The sequence below is a fragment of the Microcoleus sp. Pol12A5 genome (assembly GCF_036701435.1).
In the GTDB taxonomy this organism is placed as follows: domain Bacteria; phylum Cyanobacteriota; class Cyanobacteriia; order Cyanobacteriales; family Microcoleaceae; genus Microcoleus.
This window is the reverse complement of record NZ_JAUBQU010000055.1, coordinates 1-19,103: the sequence shown is the minus strand read 5'-3', so window position 1 is coordinate 19,103 and position 19,103 is coordinate 1. Positions and strand designations below refer to the sequence as shown.

Below are 19,103 nucleotides of genomic sequence, written 5' to 3'. Positions count from 1 at the left end.
GATTCAGCCTCTTTTGGGAGGCGGCATTTGAGACATCTCACCACATATTCGTAAATTTGACTGCTAAGGCAATCGCCCCGACGACCATTTCCAGTTTAATGTCATAAGTTTATTTTTTCGAGGTATGGACGCTCAATCTAAAGCAATCCGGTGACTTGAGGCTGTGACTTTTTTTCTACACCTAATTATGTCCGCTTCAAAACCAACAGCGTAATATCATCAAACACTTTTTGAGTGCCGATATGTCGCCGTAAATCGTCAATCACCGCTTGCTTAATTTTCCCAGCCGACAAATGCCAGTTTTGGCGAATGACTTCACACATCGCTTCCACGCCATATTGTTTTGTCTTAATGTCTTTTGCTTCGGGAATACCATCGGTATATAGCACGATACTATCTCCTGGGTATAGCTCCATTGAAATATGACTGATGAACTCAGCAATGTCATCTAGGAGGGCGATCGGGAAAAATTTTTCCTCGCAAGCAACACCAATCTGTCTGGAGATCTCAGGGCAAAACTTCTGATATAGAAAGATTCAATAATATCCTGATGCCAACGAACATTCGCTTTTTTAATAAAAACTCGGTCGTTTGATAAAAAGCTTTCCAATCAGGTGGGAGCTATCTGTTATTTTATCTATCATTACAACGCTTCTTTAAGCCTCAAAGTATTTAATTTATGGTTTTTGCTATGTCTGTAAAATAATCTTATTAAAATTTAAGTTTTGTAATAGAATTGTAATCGAACTTTTCTTGTATATTCAGCTAATTCACTGCAAACAAATGTTTTGTTTAGCACAGTTAATCGCTCGATCGCTCACGAAACAAACAACCCAGTCAGTTTAATTTATGGTAAAATAGTTCATGTTAATCAATATTTTTTAGATTTATTCATGATTACAATTTACCAAAAACACTATCGGTAATCGCAGCCTAAATCCCAGAAAATGTCAAATATATTGCTATGCCTCATAAAAAAACAGAAAAAGAGTTAATTTTTTGAGCATATAACAGCTCTACAAGCATTTATATACTTTGGCTAAATTATATTTTATATATTATTTATGTAGGGGCTAATTTCAGACAGCCCCTACATTATTTTAGGTTATGCTTGCTTATTTTTGCAGCGGATTGAGTTTCGTAACCGAGCTTTCCTTGGCATCTTCAGCACTATCTTTGAGGAAACCAGAAGCATCCTTAAACGCAGCGCCTACTTTCTCTAAAATATTGGCATCAGAATCGCTTTGTCCGTCTGGCGCTTCTAACACAGTTTTATCTCCGCCGCGTTCGGGGTCTAACTTGTCAGTTTCCATGGGTGCAGAACCCGGATAAAGCAGCTTTGAGGAATTAGATTCACCGGTAGTCGCAGCCATAAGACGATCGCCCAATATCGACAAATCAGCCCGATTCTTTTGTGCTTGAGCAGGCGACTGATTTACTTTAGGATCGGTGGAGGTTTTATAATTCGTGTATCCATCACCGCCACCCTTGTGAGGATTATTCATTCCTCCAGCTTGAACGGGAGGATTGTCAGGCCGAGCGCCTCGAACATCGCCCGCATTGCAAGCGGTGCTGGTAAACAGCAGCACACCTGCCATAAATACAGTCAAAAATTGAGTCAAAAATCGACCGTTACGCAGTTTTTTCAAAAAAGAAATTACAGTGTTCATTAAAAGTTTCCGATTTTTTACTACTACTTGTCAAGAATAAAAGTAAACTCCCCATGCCTGCCTCTAACGGCGGTAATATTTTGCTGCGGGTTGCTATCGACTTTTTTATGACTTTAGGGGGATTTAATAAACTGCCGAGATTTTTCCAAAGCAAAGCATAATAGTAGGGTTCGCCAGTTCCAATAGTTGCTGGAATTGAAGAGCTTTTTTGTTTCTGACACACCCTACAAGCTCCTAATTAGGGAATTTTTCGACTTTCGCTTCAGCTTGCAAAGTTAGCAAACCAGCTTCCACATTTAGCTGCTGGATCCGCAGGGACATTCCCTCAAGTTCAAAATTTCGCAAGTTTAAAACTTCACCAGCTTTGTCAGCCAAAGCTTCAGTTAACTCCGGCGAAAATTCCTTGTTTTCCGGATACTCGACATCCTGAAGAGAAATTGCCCAACCGCCCGCTGCGATCTCAGGTTTTGCTGTGAAATAAATCTTTTCCGTGGAGGCAGTTTCCCGCACTAATACCTCAGCATTTAAAGCGATTGTTCCGGTTAGCAATTTGCACTCAATAGTTTTAACGTCTATTGTCTGCTGTTGTCCGTCAACAGTAACTTTTAAGTTTTTCAGTTTCCTGCTGATGTATTCGGAATTAAAAGCGCGGTTGATATCGCTTTCTGTTAAAACTGCGCGCGCCCCACCGAAGGCAGGCCCGTTCAGTTCAATTTTGCCAAACATAGCGGTCAGGGGATTGACTGCAATATCCTTGACGTGGATTTGCAATTCTTCCACGCGCAAATCTTGCTGCATTACTAATCCTTTGCCCTCAACGGCAACGGCCTCTACTTCTCCCTGGGCTAGCTGGCCAGGATCGGTGTTAACTGTGACAGACAAAGTTTCGGATTCGTCTAATTTGCTAGCAATAGCAATCTCTGCAACTTTGTCGATCGCCTGTTCCCCTAAACTTCTATTTTGTTGAAGCACGCTCAGAATTCCTAATAATCTTGTTTTAAAAATAGTAGTTAATACCTAAGTTATTTATCGTCTTCCTCTCGGCAGGTTTCTCGTATGAAAAAAACTCAGCCAAAGACAGAGGGTTTCCAGAAAATTACTAAAATTAATCAGGTACTCTTCGGCGCACTCTACATTGACTCCGTGGCGAAGCGGTGAAAACTCAAAAACTAGGATTTTTGCCAAAAGTCTTTTCTAGAAGTTCGATCGCCCGCTACAATAAGTAAGAGCCGGCACCGCTTTTTGCAATGAATTCAGAATCAACTCTCGCTAGACTACAAGCTACACTTCCCGACGGAAAACTGCCTTCTAGCTACGGGGTATACTTCAAAAACACCCTAGTAGCCCTATGTCACGCCCTAGAAGACCACATTTTGCAAACCAGTGGCGGGGACAAGAGCGAACTCCAACCCTTAGTTTTGGTAACGTTTCAGCAGGGTAAATGGTATTTACAGGAAGCCGATCGCTACCTAGATATTGCTAATGCCTCTCGGCGCGTTGTCATCGGTGCAGTAGCCGACAGCGGTTTCGCTACCCACAAAACGGGTCAATTAGAAAATGTATCTTTAATAAATCTCGATGAGAGCGACCCCCTCATCCAAGAATGGAATTTAATCATCGTCGCCCCCACATACAAAGCAATGGTGCTTTGCCGCGAACTTTCAGCCGAGGAATACTTGCCCGAGGGCAAGCCAGAAGTCGATACAGAACGAAAGTTCTACGGTTTGTGGTCGTTTGACCAGTCTTTGGTGTCGGCCTCGGCAGAAATTTTTATAGAACAGACGCGACATTACAACTCCCCCCTAGCCGACAGTTTGCTGGAAATGTACCGCGAAATCCTGGCAACCAAAGGCCCGCCCTTGGCAGATATTAGTGGCGTGGTATCGCGGATAGTCACTTACCTGCAAAGTTCTCAGCAGCAAATGGTGGCAATTAACCGCCAAACCCGCGAATTGTGGGAATTAGAAGGTCAAGCTTTGCGCGTCAGCCGCAATTTGAACGCTAACAAACTTCAAGCTTTTCTGCGGATGGCCCAGCGCGTGGACGAACGCGATACCTCCAATCCTACAGCGTCTTTGCAGGTGGCGGCTTTGTCGGAAACTTTGGGTCAACTGCTGGATTTGCCTGCTTTGCAGTTGCGGAGGCTGCGGCTGGCTGGATTGCTGTTTCGAGTCGGCTTAGTTTCTGCCCCGAATGAAGTGTTCGATCGCACTCCCGATCAATTCGACCCAGCAACTTTCTCTTTTTGGCGCGATCGCAGTTTCATTGGTTCCCAACTGCTGCAAGCAATGCCGGAACTAGCACCTGTGGCGGAAATTGTCAAGCACCAACTCGAATATTGGGACGGCAGCGGCAGGCCAGAGGGTTTGCGAGCCGAAACCATACCCGTTGCTTCGCGGATTTTGGGGTTGGTCGCTGATTTTCAAGAATTGACTCAACCCCGTGGCGATCGTCCGGCTTTGAGTTTGAGCGAAGCTTTGGAACAGTGCCGCGAACTGTCGGGCACTCGCTTCGATCCGGCTTTGGTGGAAACACTCAGCAACGTCGTCAGGCTGGCAGAAATGGGTTTGATGCAGTTACCGAACCGCCCGAGCCAACTGCCTAACGTATGGCTGGAGGATTTGGGCGATCGAACGACCGCGACCGCTCCGGCATTATAAAATAACTGGATGGGAAATGGGCGATCGGTAATTGGTAATTGGGAACTTGTACAGAGCTTGTGCTGAGCGCAGTTAAAGTGCCTAGCCGAAGAAGTATTGGGCATTTAAAACTCAGCACAAAATCTTTTCCAACACTACAAAAACTCAGCCTGTGCTTGCTAAGCGCACCCTACCACTGGGAGTTGTAGCCACCGCCTGTCTGTGCGCTAATGACTAATGACGACAATGACTAATGACTAAAAACTAATGACTAATGACCTCGAAGCCATACGCAAAGGCAAAATTTTGATGTTGGCCGGCACTGATTTAGCCGGCAAAGACTTAGCGGGAGCCGATCTCGCAGGTGCTGACTTGTCTCAAGCCAACTTGAGTGGAGCTAATCTCGCCGGCGCTAACTTGCAGCGGGCCGTATTGCGAGCCAACCTCAGAGGTGCTGACTTGAGCGGCGCTGACTTGCGAGGCGCAGATTTTCGCAATGCCGATTTGCGGGGAGCTTCCTTCGCTAACGCTTTAGTCCGCGACGCAAGTTTTGGGGGTGCTTTTTTGACGGGGGCATCCATCGGCAATTTGGATTTGAGCGGTGTCGATTTTCGTGGCGCCGATTTGCGGGGCGCTGCTTTGGCTCGGGCAATTTTGCTTGGTGCCGATTTGAGCAATGCCAATTTGTCCGGCGCTGATTTGTCAGGAGCTGACTTGGAAGAAGCGATTCTGAATGGAGCCGTACTGCGCGGCGCTAACCTGACGGGGGCTAATTTACTTTGCGCCATGATCGAACAAACCCTGTGGGATGGAGCGTTGCTCGATCGCGCCTGTCTCCAAGGCACCCCCCTGAGCCTTTAAATTTCAACAATGTTGTTTTGAAGACAGACAAAAAAACAAGATCTGCTTATAGAGTGAATAAGCACAAGCGATTTTTACATTTCTTAATATAGGGTTATAATGGCGACTGTAGATGAGCAAACGAATAAATGGTAGCAGCTTTGTTTAGCGGTACATCCTTTCAAGGTCAAAGTGGCGATCGCCTTGTTAGTAAAGTAGCAGGAGCTGCGATCGCAGCCTTATTCAAGCGTTCTGAAAAGGCCGAGGCCAACATCCGAGTCGAACCAGTAGCCAAACTCTTGCAGGGAAGCATCGACGGTTTCGACTTTGTTGGCAAAGGTATGTTGATGTACAACGGCCTCCGCATAGAAGTGATGGAACTCTACCTGCAAGCAGTCTCAATTGATTTTGGGGCGATTTTTGCAGGTCAAGTGAAATTGCGACAGCCTACCCAGGCCAATATGCGAGTAGTCTTAAGTCGATCGGATTTAACCACCTCATTCAATACACCTTTTGTAGTTGAAAAACTCCAGAAGCTGAAGTATCAAGAGCAATCTCTGCACTTTCAAAACACTGAAGTCAGCTTCGGAAGTGACAAATCAATTCGGCTTCAGTCCGAAATTACCGTAGGCGAGGCCAGCGAACCCGTCAAAATAGATATTACAGCTCAATTGCAAGTAGAAGACCGACGTAAAATCCAATTTGTCAGCGTTACTTACGGCGGTGACGGGCAAGCAGTAGACTTGGGTCAGGCTATAATTGCCCACGTAAATAACTTGCTAGACTTAGACAAATTTGCCTTAGAAGGCACTCAACTACGAGTAGACCGCTGCCGAGTTCAGAACGACGAGCTGGTTTTCTACGGTTGGGCTGGTATCGAACAGTTCCCCAAAGGCAAGCGCTAAACCTCAGCAGGCTGAGGTTTGCCCAGGCCTCTACTTGGGAAAAAGAGCATTTTTCAGTTAGCAAACAACCCGCACCGGCGGGTTTTGCTTTAGATTTTAGATGGGAGAAAAAATCTAAGATCTACAATCTACCATCTCAGTTCGATCGACTCAAAATCAGCACTGAGGTTGATTCGAGTGGCAAATTATTTTGATACATTTTAATAATAAATTAAATCACCCCTGAAGAATAAAAATGCTCGGATTTTATTTATTTTGTATCTACGTCGCAGTCTTGTCCGTATTTGCGGGGCCCAGCCACCACCGCTCTGAGAAATGGTGGGTAGAAATTGTCACCGACTTGCCCCACTGTACCTACTATTTTGGCCCCTTTGACACAGACAAAGAAGCTTCCAGCAATACTCCAGGCTACATAGAAGACTTGGAAAGCGAGGGAGCCAAAAAAGTTAGCATCCGCATCAAACGGTGTCAGCCTTCGGCTCTCACCATTTGTGATGAATTCTCAGAAGGTGTCGCTGCTTAATAATTTTGATAGTCCAACCGGCAGAAACCGGGTTTTTTAACGCAAATACTCCATCTATTGCGAGGGGTATCGGTTAAACAACCCGGTTTCTGGGCGTCTAGAGAGTGTAAGTTCTGTTTGAGTTTTTCCTTAACTGAAGCCTCAACAATAATATTAAGCATCATGTTGTCTTAGTCCTTACCCTGCGGACTTTATATTTGTAGTGGTGGCTTAAATGTCGGTATCTTCTACACCAAAATGCAGATTTTAGCTAGCACTAACTGCCAAAAATAATCGGGGCTAAATCAGCACTGAGGACGAGCCGATAGATCCTGTTGCCTTGATAAATTGAGAGAGAACAGAAAAAGCTACTTAAGTCTTCCCAGAGGTAAATATGTTTGAAATATCTATGTTGGCTATGTTTTTCACCGCCTTTTGGGTGCTAGCTCAACCTGCTAGCAGCACTCGACGTGGCGAATGGTGGGTAGAAGTTGACACTGATTCGCCAAAGCGTACCTATTACTTTGGCCCCTATGACAGCAGACAGGAAGCTTCTAACAGCTCGAACAGGTACATCCGAGACCTGGAGAACAAAGGAGCTAAAAAAATTAGCATCAACATCAAAGAAGGTAGCCAACCTACTCACCTAACAGCTAGCGAAGAGTCTTGATCGCGTTGGAAACTGCCAACGACGGGGGAATAAAATTTCAGTTCTTAACAGGGTTTTTTTAAAATGAGAGCGCGCTTGCATACAGTAGGGACACAACAATGCTGTGTCCCTAGGAAAGATGTCAGAAAGGGTATTATTTGCGTCTGAGAAATGCACGTTTTTTCAAAGCAGCATTTGGTTGATATTGCTGCGGGGATTAAAAGTGCGATTTGCCTTGATTTTTTCATAGCATTCGCGTTCTATACTGCTCATTTCTTTCGGCGGCACGATCGCAATTTTTACTAACAAATCAGTCCGCTCGTCTTTCTTGGGTTTGGGCCATCCTTTGCCCCGCAACCGCAAAGACTGACCCGATCGCATCCCGGCTGGAAATTTTACAGTTATCATACCTTCAGGCGCAGGCACTTCAATTGAAGCTCCCAAAACCGCTTCGTCGGGAGTTATAGGCACTTCGCAGACCAAATTCTCTCCTTCAAACTGGAAGAAAGCATGAGGCAAAACTTCTAATTTTAGGTACAAATCTCCCTGCTGCTTGGTGTACGGGTCAACTTGACCTTTACCTTTTACCCGAATTTTGCTGCCAGTTTTTACTCCTGCTGGAATCGAAACTTCGCCCGTGGCGACTCGCTTGGAAGTGCCGCGAAATGCTTCCCCCAAAGTCAGGGAAACCACCACCTCGGTGTCGAGAGAGCTTCCTGCGCTGCGGTTTTCATACCCCGCAAAATCTTCAAATCCGCCAAAACCCGTGGGTCCGCCTGCGCGGTAGTTGCTGTAATTCCACTTGGCGTTGCGGGCACTACTGGCATTGGTACCTGCGCGGCCGAGCAAGGCATTGATAAATTCGTCAAAACTGCCGTACTGGCTGAAGTCAACGCCGCCAAAGTCTACAGTCGTACCGCCCCCGCCTGGCCATCCGCCTGGAGTGGTGGCAGCTTGCTTCCAGTATTGACCGTATTGATCGTATTTTTTGCGTTTTTCTGGGTCTGATAGCACTTCGTAAGCTTCGTTTACTTCTTTAAAACGAGCTTCGGCTTCTTTGTTCCCGGGGTTCATATCCGGGTGATATTTCCGGGCTAGTTTGCGGAAAGTTTTTTTAATTTCGTCAGAGCTGGCAGTTTTGTTGAGTCCCAAAATAGCGTAATAGTCTTTAAAATCTGTCGCAGCCATTAAGCAATCCCCTCTTTATTAGTTGTTATTTGTTAGTTGTTAGAAAGAATAAATCCCAAATTAGCCTCAGGATGGCGAATTAGTTTAATGCCAGGGGTAAAAGTACCTGCGGCATCTCATTCAAATTATAGGTTATCAAAGGTTTGGACTCGATCGAGTTCGGTTGTTGCTTGCGCGACGATCGCAATTTCCGCACCCCGCTGTTGTTTGAGATTTTATAGGATTCGGCTCTCTGGTGCTGAGGACAGCCTGAGCAGCCGGGTCTAGAAATGCTTTTGGCATTCGACAACAAAAACAATGTTTCATCAATGAATGAACAACACCCTTACCCTATGGGCGGTTGCTACACCTTTGAACTTTTAGAGGGTAAGACTCTTGCCACCATAAATTTTTAGGAGTTGTGCGCCTTCGGGCTTTTGGGAGGAGGCGAGAGCTTTAGGGTGCATCCCGGTTGAAGCGAGCCCGGGAGAGCTGCTGCTGTTGCTGGCGCGAGTACCCGTCGGGTTGAGTGTTGCGGAAGAGCGAGCTTTTTTTGCTCTTTTGTTGCGGTGCGCGGTGCGATCGAACTTCTCTATAGGAGGTTTTACTCAATGCAAATCTTAGCAGGTTCTCAGCAGCAATTCCGGTCGAATCTGGTGTCTGAATTGTGACTGTATTATACCCTAAAGTGCGCCGTCATCCCACAAAATTTCGAGATATTTTTTGCTCACCCCAGACCAGTGCTATAGAAGCTTATTTTTACAACCTCTGAATAGATTTTAATCAAACTAATATAGCATAATATCTCTGCTGTCTGTTAGCTACATCACACACTTCTATAAAACATTAAGATAAGATAATAAAGGGATCAGGTTTTAACGCCACGAGGGTGCTCACATTATGAATTATTTGCTAAGTTGGCCTTGCGGCTGCTGCGACGAGTGGAAAGATAGTTCCGAGAGTTGTGTTGTACTCAGAAACGGGCAGCGCATTTGTCAGTCGTGCTACGAGCGCAAATACAAGAATCAGAAGCTATTCTCCAGACGCAGGCGATCGGACATATCTGTATCACGGCACACAGTAACAGAGACTGTCCCTTATTAATAATGCGCGAGCCTTTGAATGCAGCCAAGTATTTCGACAACCTCGCCTCAGCGGTGGGAATTAATAATCAACAAAAAAAAGAATGAATTTCGTCATCAGTCATCAGTCATCGGTCATTGGTGATCTGTCACTAATTTACTTATTTATCATCAGTCACTTGCTGAGAGGTAACAGATTTTAACTTAAAAAATTAATGACTGACGACTAATGACTAATGACTAATAACTAAATGATAGTTCCATCAGGAATTGTGGCATTTTTCAGGACTACGATAATGCCGCTGCGGATGTAAAAACCTTGGTTTTCGCGGTTTGCTTCTTCCACTCGGTCTTTATTAATTATTTGAACATTGCGGCCGATGCGGGCATTTTTATCCACAATCGCGCGGCGAATTGTAGTATCTGCACCGATACCGAGGGCGACGCCGCCGTTGTCCAAACTCGAATGGCGTTCGGCGTCGGGTTCGTAGAAGTCAGCACCCATGACTAGAGTGTCTTGAATCGTACATCCAGCTTCAATGCGCGATCGAACTCCCAACACAGAATGGTCGATCCGGCACTGCTTGAGAATGCAGCCTTCAGCAATAATCGATTCAGTTACGTGAGTATCTAAAAGCTTAGTCGGCGGCAAGAAACGCGGGCGAGTGTAAATCGGCGCATCTTCATCGTAGAAACTGAAAGGTGGCTGAGGCTGTTTTGTCAGCGCCAAGTTAGCGTCGTAAAAAGCCTCAATGGTTCCGATATCCTCCCAGTAATCGTCAAACAAATAAGCTTGAACGTTGTGGTCTTTTGCATTATTCGGAATAATCTCTTTACCAAAATCAGTTTGGTTGGGAGATTCTTTCAGAAGTTTAATCAGAACTTCTTTTTTGAAGACGTAAATCCCCATCGAAGCAATGTAAGGACTTTCCTGAGCCTGCTGTGCTGTCAGTCCCAGTTTAGTAGTATCCACCTGCATTTGTTTGAGCGCATCGCCTTTTGGCTTTTCACTGAAAGAAACAATGCGGCCGTTGTCGTCGATTTTCATCAAACCAAAATCCGAGGCCCGCTTCTCGTCCATTGGCAAAACCGAGAGGGTGATATCGGCGTTGGTTTCGCGGTGTCTCTGCACAAACTTCTGGTAGTCCATGCGGTAGAGGTGGTCGCCCGAAAGAATCAAATATTCGTCAACGTCCCACTCTTCTAGCAGCCACAGATATTGGCGAACTGCGTCCGCTGTCCCTTGAAACCAGTTGGGGTTTTCCTGAGTTTGCTGGGCGGCGAGCACCTCAGCAAATCCGTCGGTGAAGCCGGAAAAGTTGTAGGTGCGAGCGATGTGGCGGTTGAGGGATGCCGAGTTGAATTGCGTGAGGACGTAAATTTTGACTATTTCGGAGTTGATGCAGTTGCTGACAGGAATATCGATGAGGCGATATTTGCCTGCGAGGGGAACTGCGGGTTTGGCCCGCAGTTTGGTTAGGGGGTAAAGGCGGGTGCCTACACCGCCACCGAGGATGATGGCTAAGACTTTTTTCAAGGAACTTTCTCCCTAGGGTCGATTAACTCTCCAAGTACAGTGTCGGATGGTGAGGGCTTCTTGACAAGGGGGGAGAGCAAGGAAGTTTTGAGTTTTCACTTATGAGTGGAGTCGCTTACGCAGAAACCGGGTTGTTTAATCCAAATACTTCTTCACACCCTCAATAAGAGTTAAAAAACCCGGTTTATAAGAGTTGGAGTGCGTTCGGGACTGGAGTTTTGAGTTTTGAGTTTTAAGTTAAAATACCCATCAATCAATAATGGATATTTAACAAAGTTTTGAGTTGTGAGTTAAAATACCCCTCAGTAAATAACGGCAGTTTAAGGAAAGAATAAGGTTGGGGATTTTGGCTGTTAATAACAACTTTCTTAGGTAAATTGCTCGTTTTCGCAATTTCTCCCTCCAGGATGGCGCGCGCTGTTGTTCTTTTTCCAGGGTGGCCGGCACCGCCACGCCCAGTGAGGCTTTGTATGGGCCCAAAGTTCGCTCTGGTTATGCTTGAGTTTGATCCTGTTGTTTTTGCTGGCGTTCCTGTTATGTGAGTTTGTCTAACTCCACAGCACTCAGGAAGCGCAGGCCGGCGGGACTATAAATTTATAGGTAGAGTCAGTTTTCAATCTTAAATTGACTGCACATTTGTGTAATATTTTACAATTTGTCGATCGATCAAATGGGATTAAATGTCTATTCTCTACCAAAAGCTAGATCCCCTGGAAACCCCTGCTACGGTAGCCTAAGCCGTAAAAGCTAGAAAAAGTGTATGCAAATTCAAACGCCGGACTGGGTGAAAAACGCCGTATTCTACCAAATATTCCCCGATCGCTTCGCCAAAAGCAAACAGCCCCGCAAACGCCTGCTGCAAAACTTCATGTGGGAAGAATGGCACGACATCCCCACCCTCCAAGGCTACAAAGGTGGCGACTTGTGGGGCGTGATGGAACAGCTAGACTACTTGCAAGACTTAGGCATTAACGCAATTTACTTCACCCCCATATTTCAGTCGGCCAGCAATCACCGCTACCATACCCACGACTACTATCAAGTCGATCCGATGTTGGGCGGCAATCCAGCGTTTAAAGAACTTCTAGACGCCGCCCACGATCGCAACATCAAAATCGTCCTCGACGGCGTATTCAACCACGCCAGCCGCGGCTTTTTCTTCTTTCACGACATCCTCGAAAACGGCCCCCATTCTCCTTGGGTAGATTGGTTTAAAGTTGAAGGCTGGCCGCTATCTGCCTACGACGGCAATTTTCCTGCTAATTATGCCGGTTGGGATGGGAATCGAGCACTTCCTGAATTCAATCACGACAATCCAGAAGTGCGAGAATACATAATGGAAATCGCCGAATACTGGATTAAATTCGGCATCGATGGCTGGCGGCTGGACGTTCCTTTTGAAATTAAAACGCCGGGATTTTGGCAGGAATTTCGAGAACGAGTTAAAGCCATTAATCCCGAAGCTTACATTGTTGGCGAAGTTTGGGAAGATGCCAGAGAGTGGCTCGACGGCAGTCAATTTGACGGAGTAATGAATTATCTTTTTGCTGCCCCGACTATTGCTTTTGCAGCGGGTGATCGGGTAGATTTAGCTCAAATAGAAGGTCGTTCTTACCATCCCTATCCGCCGCTTTTTGCTAAAGAATACGGTGACAAAATTCAGCACGTTTTGGAACTGTACCCGTGGCCGATACAGCTAACTCAACTTAATTTGTTGGCAAGTCACGATACAGCTAGGTTGCTGTCAATTGCTGGGGGCGATAAAGCTAGCGTCGAACTCGCTACTTTGCTGCTGTTAACTTTTCCTGGGGCTCCCAGCATTTACTACGGCGATGAAGTTGGTTTACCCGGTGCTCTAGATCCCGATTCTCGTCGCGGTTTCCCCTTAAAAGCTCACTGGGAACTCGATGTTTTAGATTATCACAAGCAGTTGATAGCTTTGCGGCACAAATACGAAGCTCTCCGCACTGGAGCGTACCACATTCTGTTTGCTGAAGGAACAGTTTACGTTTTTGCCCGAATTTTGGGGGATGAGGAAATAGTTGTTGCTGTCAATGTCGCGACCGAAGAAGCTAATATTAGCTTTGAGGCAGCTAATTTGAAATCTCCTCACGAGAAATTGCTGTTCGGTAAAGGCGAGTTTGTTTGGAAAGGTGAAGGGGAAACTCGGCAGTTAGAATTGATGCTGCCGGCACGATCTGGCTTGATTTTAGGTTCGGATAATTAGTTTAAAATGTAGGGTAATCTGCTCCCCGTAGACCTACATTTATAGCAGGAAGGTGCGCGCCAGACATTTATGGGTGTAAGGTGCGCACCAGGCATTTATCGGTGATTTGCCCCGCGTATTCTAAATTTATTAGAATTTATTATAGGCATCAGGTGCGCCTAGCGCACCCGAAATTTATCAGCGAAAACACAAGTTTTATTCTGCTGCAACCATTGCTGGTAGTAGCACCGAATCAATGATATGAATGAGGCCGTTGTCGGCAAGAATATCTGAACTGAGAACTTTAGCATCATTCACTTTAATGCCGTCAGAAGTATCAATTCCCACCACAGAACCTTCCACTGTTTCAGCAGAACTTAACTCAAGTAAGTTCTCAGTTAGTACCTCTCCAAACAGAATGTGATAAGTCAGAATTTTCTTGAGCTTGGGTATGTCTTCCAACCAAGACGTAATAGTATTTGTAGGAATTTTGGCAAATGCCTCGTCAGTTGGTGCTAAGACGGTGTAGGGACCCGGACTTTGCAATAAATCTAACAAACCAGCCGCTTCAATAACAGTCACGAGTGTTTTGAAAGAGCCGGCATTAGTGGCAGTCTCGACAATATCTGGCATGATGTTTTTCAGGAGTGCAAATAGCAGAAAATGAATCAGAGGCGACAATCATTTTAGCAATTTACAAATAGCAGAAAATGAATCGGAGGGATGATGATTATTTTCTTCATTATAAGTTATTTGGATGGCCGGCCCTGATGGATCGGGGCGATCGACGTTTTTAGCTTATCCTTGGCTGGAATCCTCCCCCTTGCGGAAAAACTGCTTTAAAATCTCTCCGGGTTTTCTGTCCCAGGTGTCGAGATGTTCGTAAATTAAGCCGTCTTTATCCAGTTTATAAGTAGAGTAGCCGTTGAAGAAGATCCGAGCTTTCCACGGAACCCGCAGGACGCCGCGAACAGTCCAATTTGCCACAATAGTATCAGGCGCTGTCTGACTTGCGCCGTGCAGGTCGAAGTTAATGTCGCTAAAGAATAGCTGCCCGTGAAATCGCAGAGTCCAAAAGATAATGCGATAGTTGATTTTTCCTTTAAATTTGTTAACAGGGTCTTGAAAATAAACATCTTTTGTGTAGATGTCGTAGGAGATGTCTTTCTCAACAAGTGTCGGGAGATCCGCTTTCAGGGTGTCTACTGCTTTTTCTACCTGCATTTGATATTCGATCGCGCTCAAACTACCACCTTGTGACAGTATTAATTTATAACTTTAAATGAATAATCTCGATCGGCAGCGGGATGAGAAAAAAATTGATACTTCATCCAGCTCTAATCTTACTTCTAATTATATTGTCCGCGCCGGCCTTTCTGCTGGCCCGGACTTGCGACATCGAAACCTTGACACAGATTTGACAGAACACCCCCACTCCTCTGACATTCTCGTAGAAATCAACAGCGGCAAGCTGTTGATGGTAGATAGCCGTCGCCGGAACGGCCTAATTTTGATTAAACGTTTCCACGCGGAGTTTGCCGGGCCTGGGGCTGCCGTTGGGGGCGCTTTTGATCTTGACTCTCAACAGGCGATTCCCGTCGGGAATTTTTGTTTGGTTTGCCCTCAATCTCCCGAACAAATACAGAAAGCTTTTGGAATTCGGCGGCAGTGGGTGCGGTTAATGGAACAGTTAACGGCAAAGCCAGCAGCTTTGGAACGCGCACAAATGGTTTTAACTCAATTTGAACAATATTTGGATTCGGAAACGGTGGCACAAATTCCCGATGAAGCTTTGGCACTTTTAGTAGGCGTATTTCCCCAAACCATTCGGGCGGCGCGACAAGGAAAGGATGAGTTATAAATTGGTGTAGATACCTGATGCGACGATCGCGCTGCTACAAGCTCCACTCGGCATTCTGCAAAACGACTCGATAGCCATCTGGGTCTTCAAAGGTCACTCCATCTTTGTCCCAGTAGGGATTGTAGGAGTTTACCGGCTCAAGTCCAATTGCTTTCATTCGCTCAACAGCCTGCTGCCATTCTTGTTGGTTAGGAAGGTAAAAGACGATAATATTGTCTTGAGTTGGAGCGCCACCTACAATATGTCCCCGTTGATGGATGAATTCAAAGTGGTGGCTTTCTCCTGGCATCCCAACCATTACTCCGTCAAAACCTTCATGGTTTTCAAAACTATCGAGGATTTGCAGCCCTAAACCCTCTGTGTAGAAATGAACAACTTGATCGAGGCAATCCGTTGGACGAGCAACTCGTAAAACCTTTCCTTGAAGCATATATATCTTCTCCAAAGTTATTTTTGTGTCAAGCAGAAACTGGATACCGAATATTATGACTTGTCAAAAATTTCTCCAATTCGATAGACGGTTCGCTGATTTTCATCGGGACTGCCCACCGTAATTCGCAAACCTCCCCCAGTATGCCGAATTAAAGTACCTCTCTCTTTTAGCTGCTGCATGATTTGTTTGTGTTCAGTTTCTGCTAAATTACGATCGCCGGCTTTCACCCGCAGGTAAACGAAGTTAGCCGCACTCGGCCAAACTTGTAATTTTTGATGCTGAGTTAGCGCTGCAATTAATTTTGTTCTTTCTGATATAGTTTTGGAAATGGTTGCTAGCAATAACTGCCGCTGCGCTAAGGCTAACTCGGCTGCAGTTTGCGAGAAACTGGGAAGGTTGTAGGGGAGGCGGATTTTTTCTAAGGCGGCTGCGAGTTCGGGATGGGCGATCGCATATCCGACTCTCATTGATGCCAATCTAAATGCTTTGGAAAATGTGCGTAAAATTATCCAATTCGGGTGTTGGTGCAATTGGTCGGCTAAAGTATTTTGGCTGAATTCAAAATAAGCTTCGTCAATTACTACTAATATCTCTTCTGGTAAAGTTGACAACCATTCTATTTCATCGGTTGTCAAAGCATTGGCTGTGGGAGAATTGGGATGAACGACAAAGACAGCGCGCACGGGGGGATTTGGATTTTGGGCGATCGCCCTTTTAGCCGCCTCGATATCGATTTCAAAATTCTCCTCTTTCCGCTGAACACTTACAACGGGAATGCCGAGGGTTTGGGCGATTATTCCATACATCGAGAAGGTGGGATTGGCTACCAAAATAGAGCCTTGTCCGCCTAAACAAGTAGCTATTAAGAGCGATCTAATTAGTTCGTCGGAACCGTTACCCACAGAAATATTGTCGGCTGTAATGGCGGTTTTTGGCAGTGTCACCCCCCCTAACCCCCCCTTAATAAGGGGGGCGACATTTAGGGATTCATTGACGTATTGGGCTATCGCCTCTTTGAGGACGGCGTGTCCTCCGTCGGGATAGCGATTTGTCTCAATTAACTGCTGGTAACTCCAAGCTAACTTTTTTTTTAATTCCTCTGGCAAGTCGTAGGGGCATTCGTTGGTATCTAGGCGATCGATCGCCCTTTCCGAGTGCGCTGGTTCTCCTGATGTGCCGCCCGGATGGGGAGTGTATGCGGTAAGTTCGGCTAAATCTTTTCGGATAAAGGGAAGCATGGTAGAGTTTTAGACTTTTTATTTTAGATAATCTGCTTACAAGCATCTGAACTTAGCATAGAGCTTGTTCTATCTCGAAAGCAAGAGGAGAGGAGGGATTTAGTTTCTGTCGATCGATTGATGCGTCGGCTGCGGCAAATTGATTATTCTTAGAAAGTAACTGCTAATATGTGGAAACCAAGTATGAAAGTCAAGCCGTCCGATATCTCTAAAAATGCCGCCGCTACCATCATAGCTTTGAGTTTGGCTGTTCTCCCTTCAGCTATGCCTGCCTCAGCTCAAACCGATTCAGCTCCAGCCCAGAACAATACTGGTTCTAATGGAGTCGTTCTAGACAGAACTCCCTTTCAAGAAAGCAAAAACGACAACAATCATTGGGGTGCTTTGGGTTTGTTGGGCATCCTCGGTTTGGCGAATCTGTTTCGCAAGGATGAACCCAAACGCTACCGCGATCCAATGGGCGAATAACTTTTTCAACGGCGACCCTCTTCGATGGATCCGCTACCGCCCAAGCCCAAAACAAAATCAACAGTGGTGGGTGGATTCAGAAACCGGATTTTTTACCGCAAGACTCGATTATTGCCTTTAATCAGAGCCAAAGATCCGGTTTCTTTGATTTTCTTTGATATTGATGATGGGCATTTGTGCCACAAAGTTTATTCAATCGCGCCACAAAGCAATCCCGCCCAATAAACCGCTCACATTTGGTACTATTTTAACCTGTGGCGGTAACTCAAAAGCAATTTTTTTAGTATTGCCGCCACCGATGTAAATGCGATCGCAGTTAAAGAGATTTTGCAGAGACGTGAGCGCTTTTTCTAGACGGCGATTCCACCTTTTGGAACCGACTGTATCTAATGCCGATCGGCCTAATTGCTGTTCGTAAGTTTCCCCTTTGCGGAACGGGTGATGTCCTAACTCAAGATTTGGTACCAAGATACCATCGACAAATAAGGCAGAACCAAAACCGGTGCCAAGGGTAATTACTAATTCTACCCCCGTCCCAGCAATTGCTCCCAATCCTTGAATATCCGCATCGTTAGCCACTCGCACAGGTTTTCCCAAGCGATCTTTGAGAGTAGTTTCTAAGTCAAAATCTATCCAAGACGGATCTAAATTCACTGCGGTTTTGATGACGCCTAGACGCACGACGCCTGGAAAACCGACGGATACTCTGTCAAATTCCCCTTGTCCGCTGGCTAAAGAGGCGATCGCCTCTAGTATCGGTTCCGGTTTAGGTGGTTGAGGCGTTTCTAAACGGCTGCGTTCCGTTTGGGGTGCGCCTTCATTGTCCAAAACCATAACTTTGATGCCACTTCCGCCAATGTCAACGGCTAAGGTGCGAGTCGATCTATCTTGTTCAGTCATTTTATTGTTAAGACTTGCAAGTTTGTCTAATTTTAATTTTTGAATGGGCAAAACTTTTGAATCGCTTCCCACATTTCCGCTAGGACATTTCCCAAAGAATGATCGTCTTCTAATTCGATTAATTGCACCCAGGGACGGTTAGCGGCAAAATTTCTGCTAGCTTGAACCGGTATTATTGTATCATGCTGACCGTGAAGGATTAACGTAGGGACTGACCGGATTAATTTTTCTTCAGGGTATTGAGCCATATCTGCCAAAAACTGATAATTCAGTGGCACATAACGCTGTTGGCCGTAGTGGTAAACGGGCAAATATTTCTCAGACTGCCACTTTTCTAACTGTTGCTGTCCCAACAGTGGCAGCCAGTGGGAGATAAAGTCAAAAGCCGGTGCTAACAAAACTATTTGCTTGACTGACAATTGTCGCTGGGCCAACCAAGCTGCTGTCAGTCCCCCGAAACTAGACCCAATTATGGTGACTCCCCCTATACTTTTTACATTTTCTGTTGGAGATTGGGATGATTCGCTTGACAAAAAGTCTGTTTCTATTTGATTTAATTGGCGGGTGAGAGTGAGTCCCGAAAAATCATTTTGATTGAGATCGGGAGTTATTAGGTCAATTCCTAGGTAAGAAAAGCGATCTCGGAAATATTTAGCCTTCGCTGAATCAGGACTTGAAGCAAATCCATGTAAATAAATGTAACTCGAATGGTTCTGTAGATTCATCCAGAAAAATTTATGAGACTTCCCAACTAATTATTTTAACTTAATATGAGTTATTAACTAAAGTAAAAAAGTTAAGACGCTAACTCAAAGGAAATATATACCGATCTTCGGAAGAGATTAAGGAGTCGCAGGGATTTAAATTATAGAACCCATTTGAGATCTTTTGACGATCGCCCGTAGAGATGCGATCGGCTCGTGTCACGGGCGATCGGCTCGTGTCACGGGCGATCGGCTAATGTAAAATTACAATCAAAATACTCAGAGCGGATAATGCCATACTC

At 45.4% G+C, this 19,103-nt stretch carries 20 protein-coding genes; 8 read left to right on the top strand and 12 right to left on the bottom strand.

Annotation, left to right across the window (positions count from 1 at the left end; translation table 11 throughout):
• Positions 1–185: 185 nt before the first annotated feature.
• From QUA45_RS16125 to QUA45_RS16115, 3 genes are all read right to left on the bottom strand, one after another.
• Positions 186–461, bottom strand: a complete 276-nt coding sequence (locus QUA45_RS16125; protein ID WP_333100497.1) for a PP2C family protein-serine/threonine phosphatase — start codon at positions 459–461, stop codon at positions 186–188.
• 654 nt (positions 462–1,115) lie between these two features.
• Positions 1,116–1,670 (bottom strand): DUF6658 family protein, encoded by a 555-nt coding sequence (locus tag QUA45_RS16120; protein WP_333221494.1) that lies wholly within the window; start codon positions 1,668–1,670, stop codon positions 1,116–1,118.
• Positions 1,671–1,904: 234 nt separating this feature from the next.
• Entirely contained in the window at positions 1,905–2,642 is a 738-nt protein-coding gene (locus QUA45_RS16115) for a DUF2993 domain-containing protein (RefSeq protein ID WP_333100690.1), read from the bottom strand.
• A gap of 275 nt (positions 2,643–2,917) precedes the next feature.
• Here QUA45_RS16115 and QUA45_RS16110 point away from each other — a divergent pair, with 275 nt between their 5' ends.
• The 5 genes from QUA45_RS16110 (at position 2,918) to QUA45_RS16090 (ending at position 7,226) form a co-directional block, all read left to right on the top strand.
• Positions 2,918–4,330, top strand: a complete 1,413-nt coding sequence (locus QUA45_RS16110; protein ID WP_333100693.1) for an HD domain-containing phosphohydrolase — start codon at positions 2,918–2,920, stop codon at positions 4,328–4,330.
• 246 nt (positions 4,331–4,576) lie between these two features.
• Entirely contained in the window at positions 4,577–5,170 is a 594-nt protein-coding gene (locus QUA45_RS16105) for a pentapeptide repeat-containing protein (RefSeq protein WP_333100695.1), read from the top strand.
• Between the two features lie 128 nt (positions 5,171–5,298).
• Positions 5,299–6,054, top strand: a complete 756-nt coding sequence (locus QUA45_RS16100; RefSeq protein WP_333100696.1) for a DUF2993 domain-containing protein — start codon at positions 5,299–5,301, stop codon at positions 6,052–6,054.
• 235 nt (positions 6,055–6,289) lie between these two features.
• The gene (locus tag QUA45_RS16095; RefSeq protein WP_333100698.1) at positions 6,290–6,577 is read left to right on the top strand and encodes a DUF1816 domain-containing protein; all 288 of its coding nucleotides are present in this window, start codon (positions 6,290–6,292) and stop codon (positions 6,575–6,577) included.
• A gap of 373 nt (positions 6,578–6,950) precedes the next feature.
• Entirely contained in the window at positions 6,951–7,226 is a 276-nt protein-coding gene (locus tag QUA45_RS16090) for a DUF1816 domain-containing protein (RefSeq protein ID WP_333100700.1), read from the top strand.
• A gap of 162 nt (positions 7,227–7,388) precedes the next feature.
• On the opposite strand, the gene QUA45_RS16085 is transcribed toward QUA45_RS16090, so the two are convergent.
• The 3 genes from QUA45_RS16085 to QUA45_RS16075 form a co-directional block, all read right to left on the bottom strand.
• Positions 7,389–8,393, bottom strand: coding sequence for a J domain-containing protein (locus QUA45_RS16085; RefSeq protein ID WP_333100702.1), 1,005 nt, complete (start codon positions 8,391–8,393; stop codon positions 7,389–7,391).
• A 435-nt stretch (positions 8,394–8,828) separates the two neighbouring features.
• Entirely contained in the window at positions 8,829–8,984 is a 156-nt protein-coding gene (locus QUA45_RS16080; RefSeq protein WP_333100704.1) for a hypothetical protein, read from the bottom strand.
• A 717-nt stretch (positions 8,985–9,701) separates the two neighbouring features.
• Positions 9,702–10,991 carry a glucose-1-phosphate adenylyltransferase gene (locus QUA45_RS16075; protein WP_333070968.1) on the bottom strand — a complete coding sequence of 430 codons (1,290 nt, stop codon included), beginning with the start codon at positions 10,989–10,991 and terminating at the stop codon, positions 9,702–9,704.
• A gap of 760 nt (positions 10,992–11,751) precedes the next feature.
• On the opposite strand from QUA45_RS16075, the gene QUA45_RS16070 reads away from it, so the two are divergent.
• The gene (locus tag QUA45_RS16070) at positions 11,752–13,218 is read left to right on the top strand and encodes an alpha-amylase family glycosyl hydrolase (protein WP_333100707.1); all 1,467 of its coding nucleotides are present in this window, start codon (positions 11,752–11,754) and stop codon (positions 13,216–13,218) included.
• 195 nt (positions 13,219–13,413) lie between these two features.
• On the opposite strand, the gene QUA45_RS16065 is transcribed toward QUA45_RS16070, so the two are convergent.
• Together QUA45_RS16065 and QUA45_RS16060 are read right to left on the bottom strand one after the other, a co-directional pair.
• Positions 13,414–13,830, bottom strand: coding sequence for a fasciclin domain-containing protein (locus QUA45_RS16065; protein ID WP_333221492.1), 417 nt, complete (start codon positions 13,828–13,830; stop codon positions 13,414–13,416).
• 165 nt (positions 13,831–13,995) lie between these two features.
• Positions 13,996–14,421: a DUF2358 domain-containing protein gene (locus tag QUA45_RS16060; protein ID WP_333221514.1), complete on the bottom strand. Its 426-nt coding sequence runs from the start codon at positions 14,419–14,421 to the stop codon at positions 13,996–13,998.
• Between the two features lie 58 nt (positions 14,422–14,479).
• Here QUA45_RS16060 and QUA45_RS16055 point away from each other — a divergent pair, with 58 nt between their 5' ends.
• Positions 14,480–15,058: a hypothetical protein gene (locus tag QUA45_RS16055; protein ID WP_333100711.1), complete on the top strand. Its 579-nt coding sequence runs from the start codon at positions 14,480–14,482 to the stop codon at positions 15,056–15,058.
• Positions 15,059–15,092: 34 nt separating this feature from the next.
• Here QUA45_RS16055 and QUA45_RS16050 read toward each other — a convergent pair whose 3' ends face one another.
• Together QUA45_RS16050 and QUA45_RS16045 are read right to left on the bottom strand one after the other, a co-directional pair.
• Positions 15,093–15,488 carry a VOC family protein gene (locus tag QUA45_RS16050; protein WP_333100713.1) on the bottom strand — a complete coding sequence of 132 codons (396 nt, stop codon included), beginning with the start codon at positions 15,486–15,488 and terminating at the stop codon, positions 15,093–15,095.
• 53 nt (positions 15,489–15,541) lie between these two features.
• Positions 15,542–16,729 carry a histidinol-phosphate transaminase gene (locus tag QUA45_RS16045; protein ID WP_333100714.1) on the bottom strand — a complete coding sequence of 396 codons (1,188 nt, stop codon included), beginning with the start codon at positions 16,727–16,729 and terminating at the stop codon, positions 15,542–15,544.
• A 183-nt stretch (positions 16,730–16,912) separates the two neighbouring features.
• Here QUA45_RS16045 and QUA45_RS16040 point away from each other — a divergent pair, with 183 nt between their 5' ends.
• The gene (locus tag QUA45_RS16040; RefSeq protein ID WP_333100715.1) at positions 16,913–17,197 is read left to right on the top strand and encodes a WGxxGxxG family protein; all 285 of its coding nucleotides are present in this window, start codon (positions 16,913–16,915) and stop codon (positions 17,195–17,197) included.
• A gap of 192 nt (positions 17,198–17,389) precedes the next feature.
• Here the strand turns inward: QUA45_RS16040 and QUA45_RS16035 are convergent, their stop codons facing one another.
• Together QUA45_RS16035 and QUA45_RS16030 are read right to left on the bottom strand one after the other, a co-directional pair.
• Positions 17,390–18,097, bottom strand: a complete 708-nt coding sequence (locus QUA45_RS16035) for an ROK family protein (protein ID WP_333100716.1) — start codon at positions 18,095–18,097, stop codon at positions 17,390–17,392.
• Positions 18,098–18,129: 32 nt separating this feature from the next.
• The gene (locus QUA45_RS16030) at positions 18,130–18,822 is read right to left on the bottom strand and encodes a YqiA/YcfP family alpha/beta fold hydrolase (RefSeq protein WP_333100718.1); all 693 of its coding nucleotides are present in this window, start codon (positions 18,820–18,822) and stop codon (positions 18,130–18,132) included.
• Between the last annotated feature and the right edge of the window lie 281 nt (positions 18,823–19,103).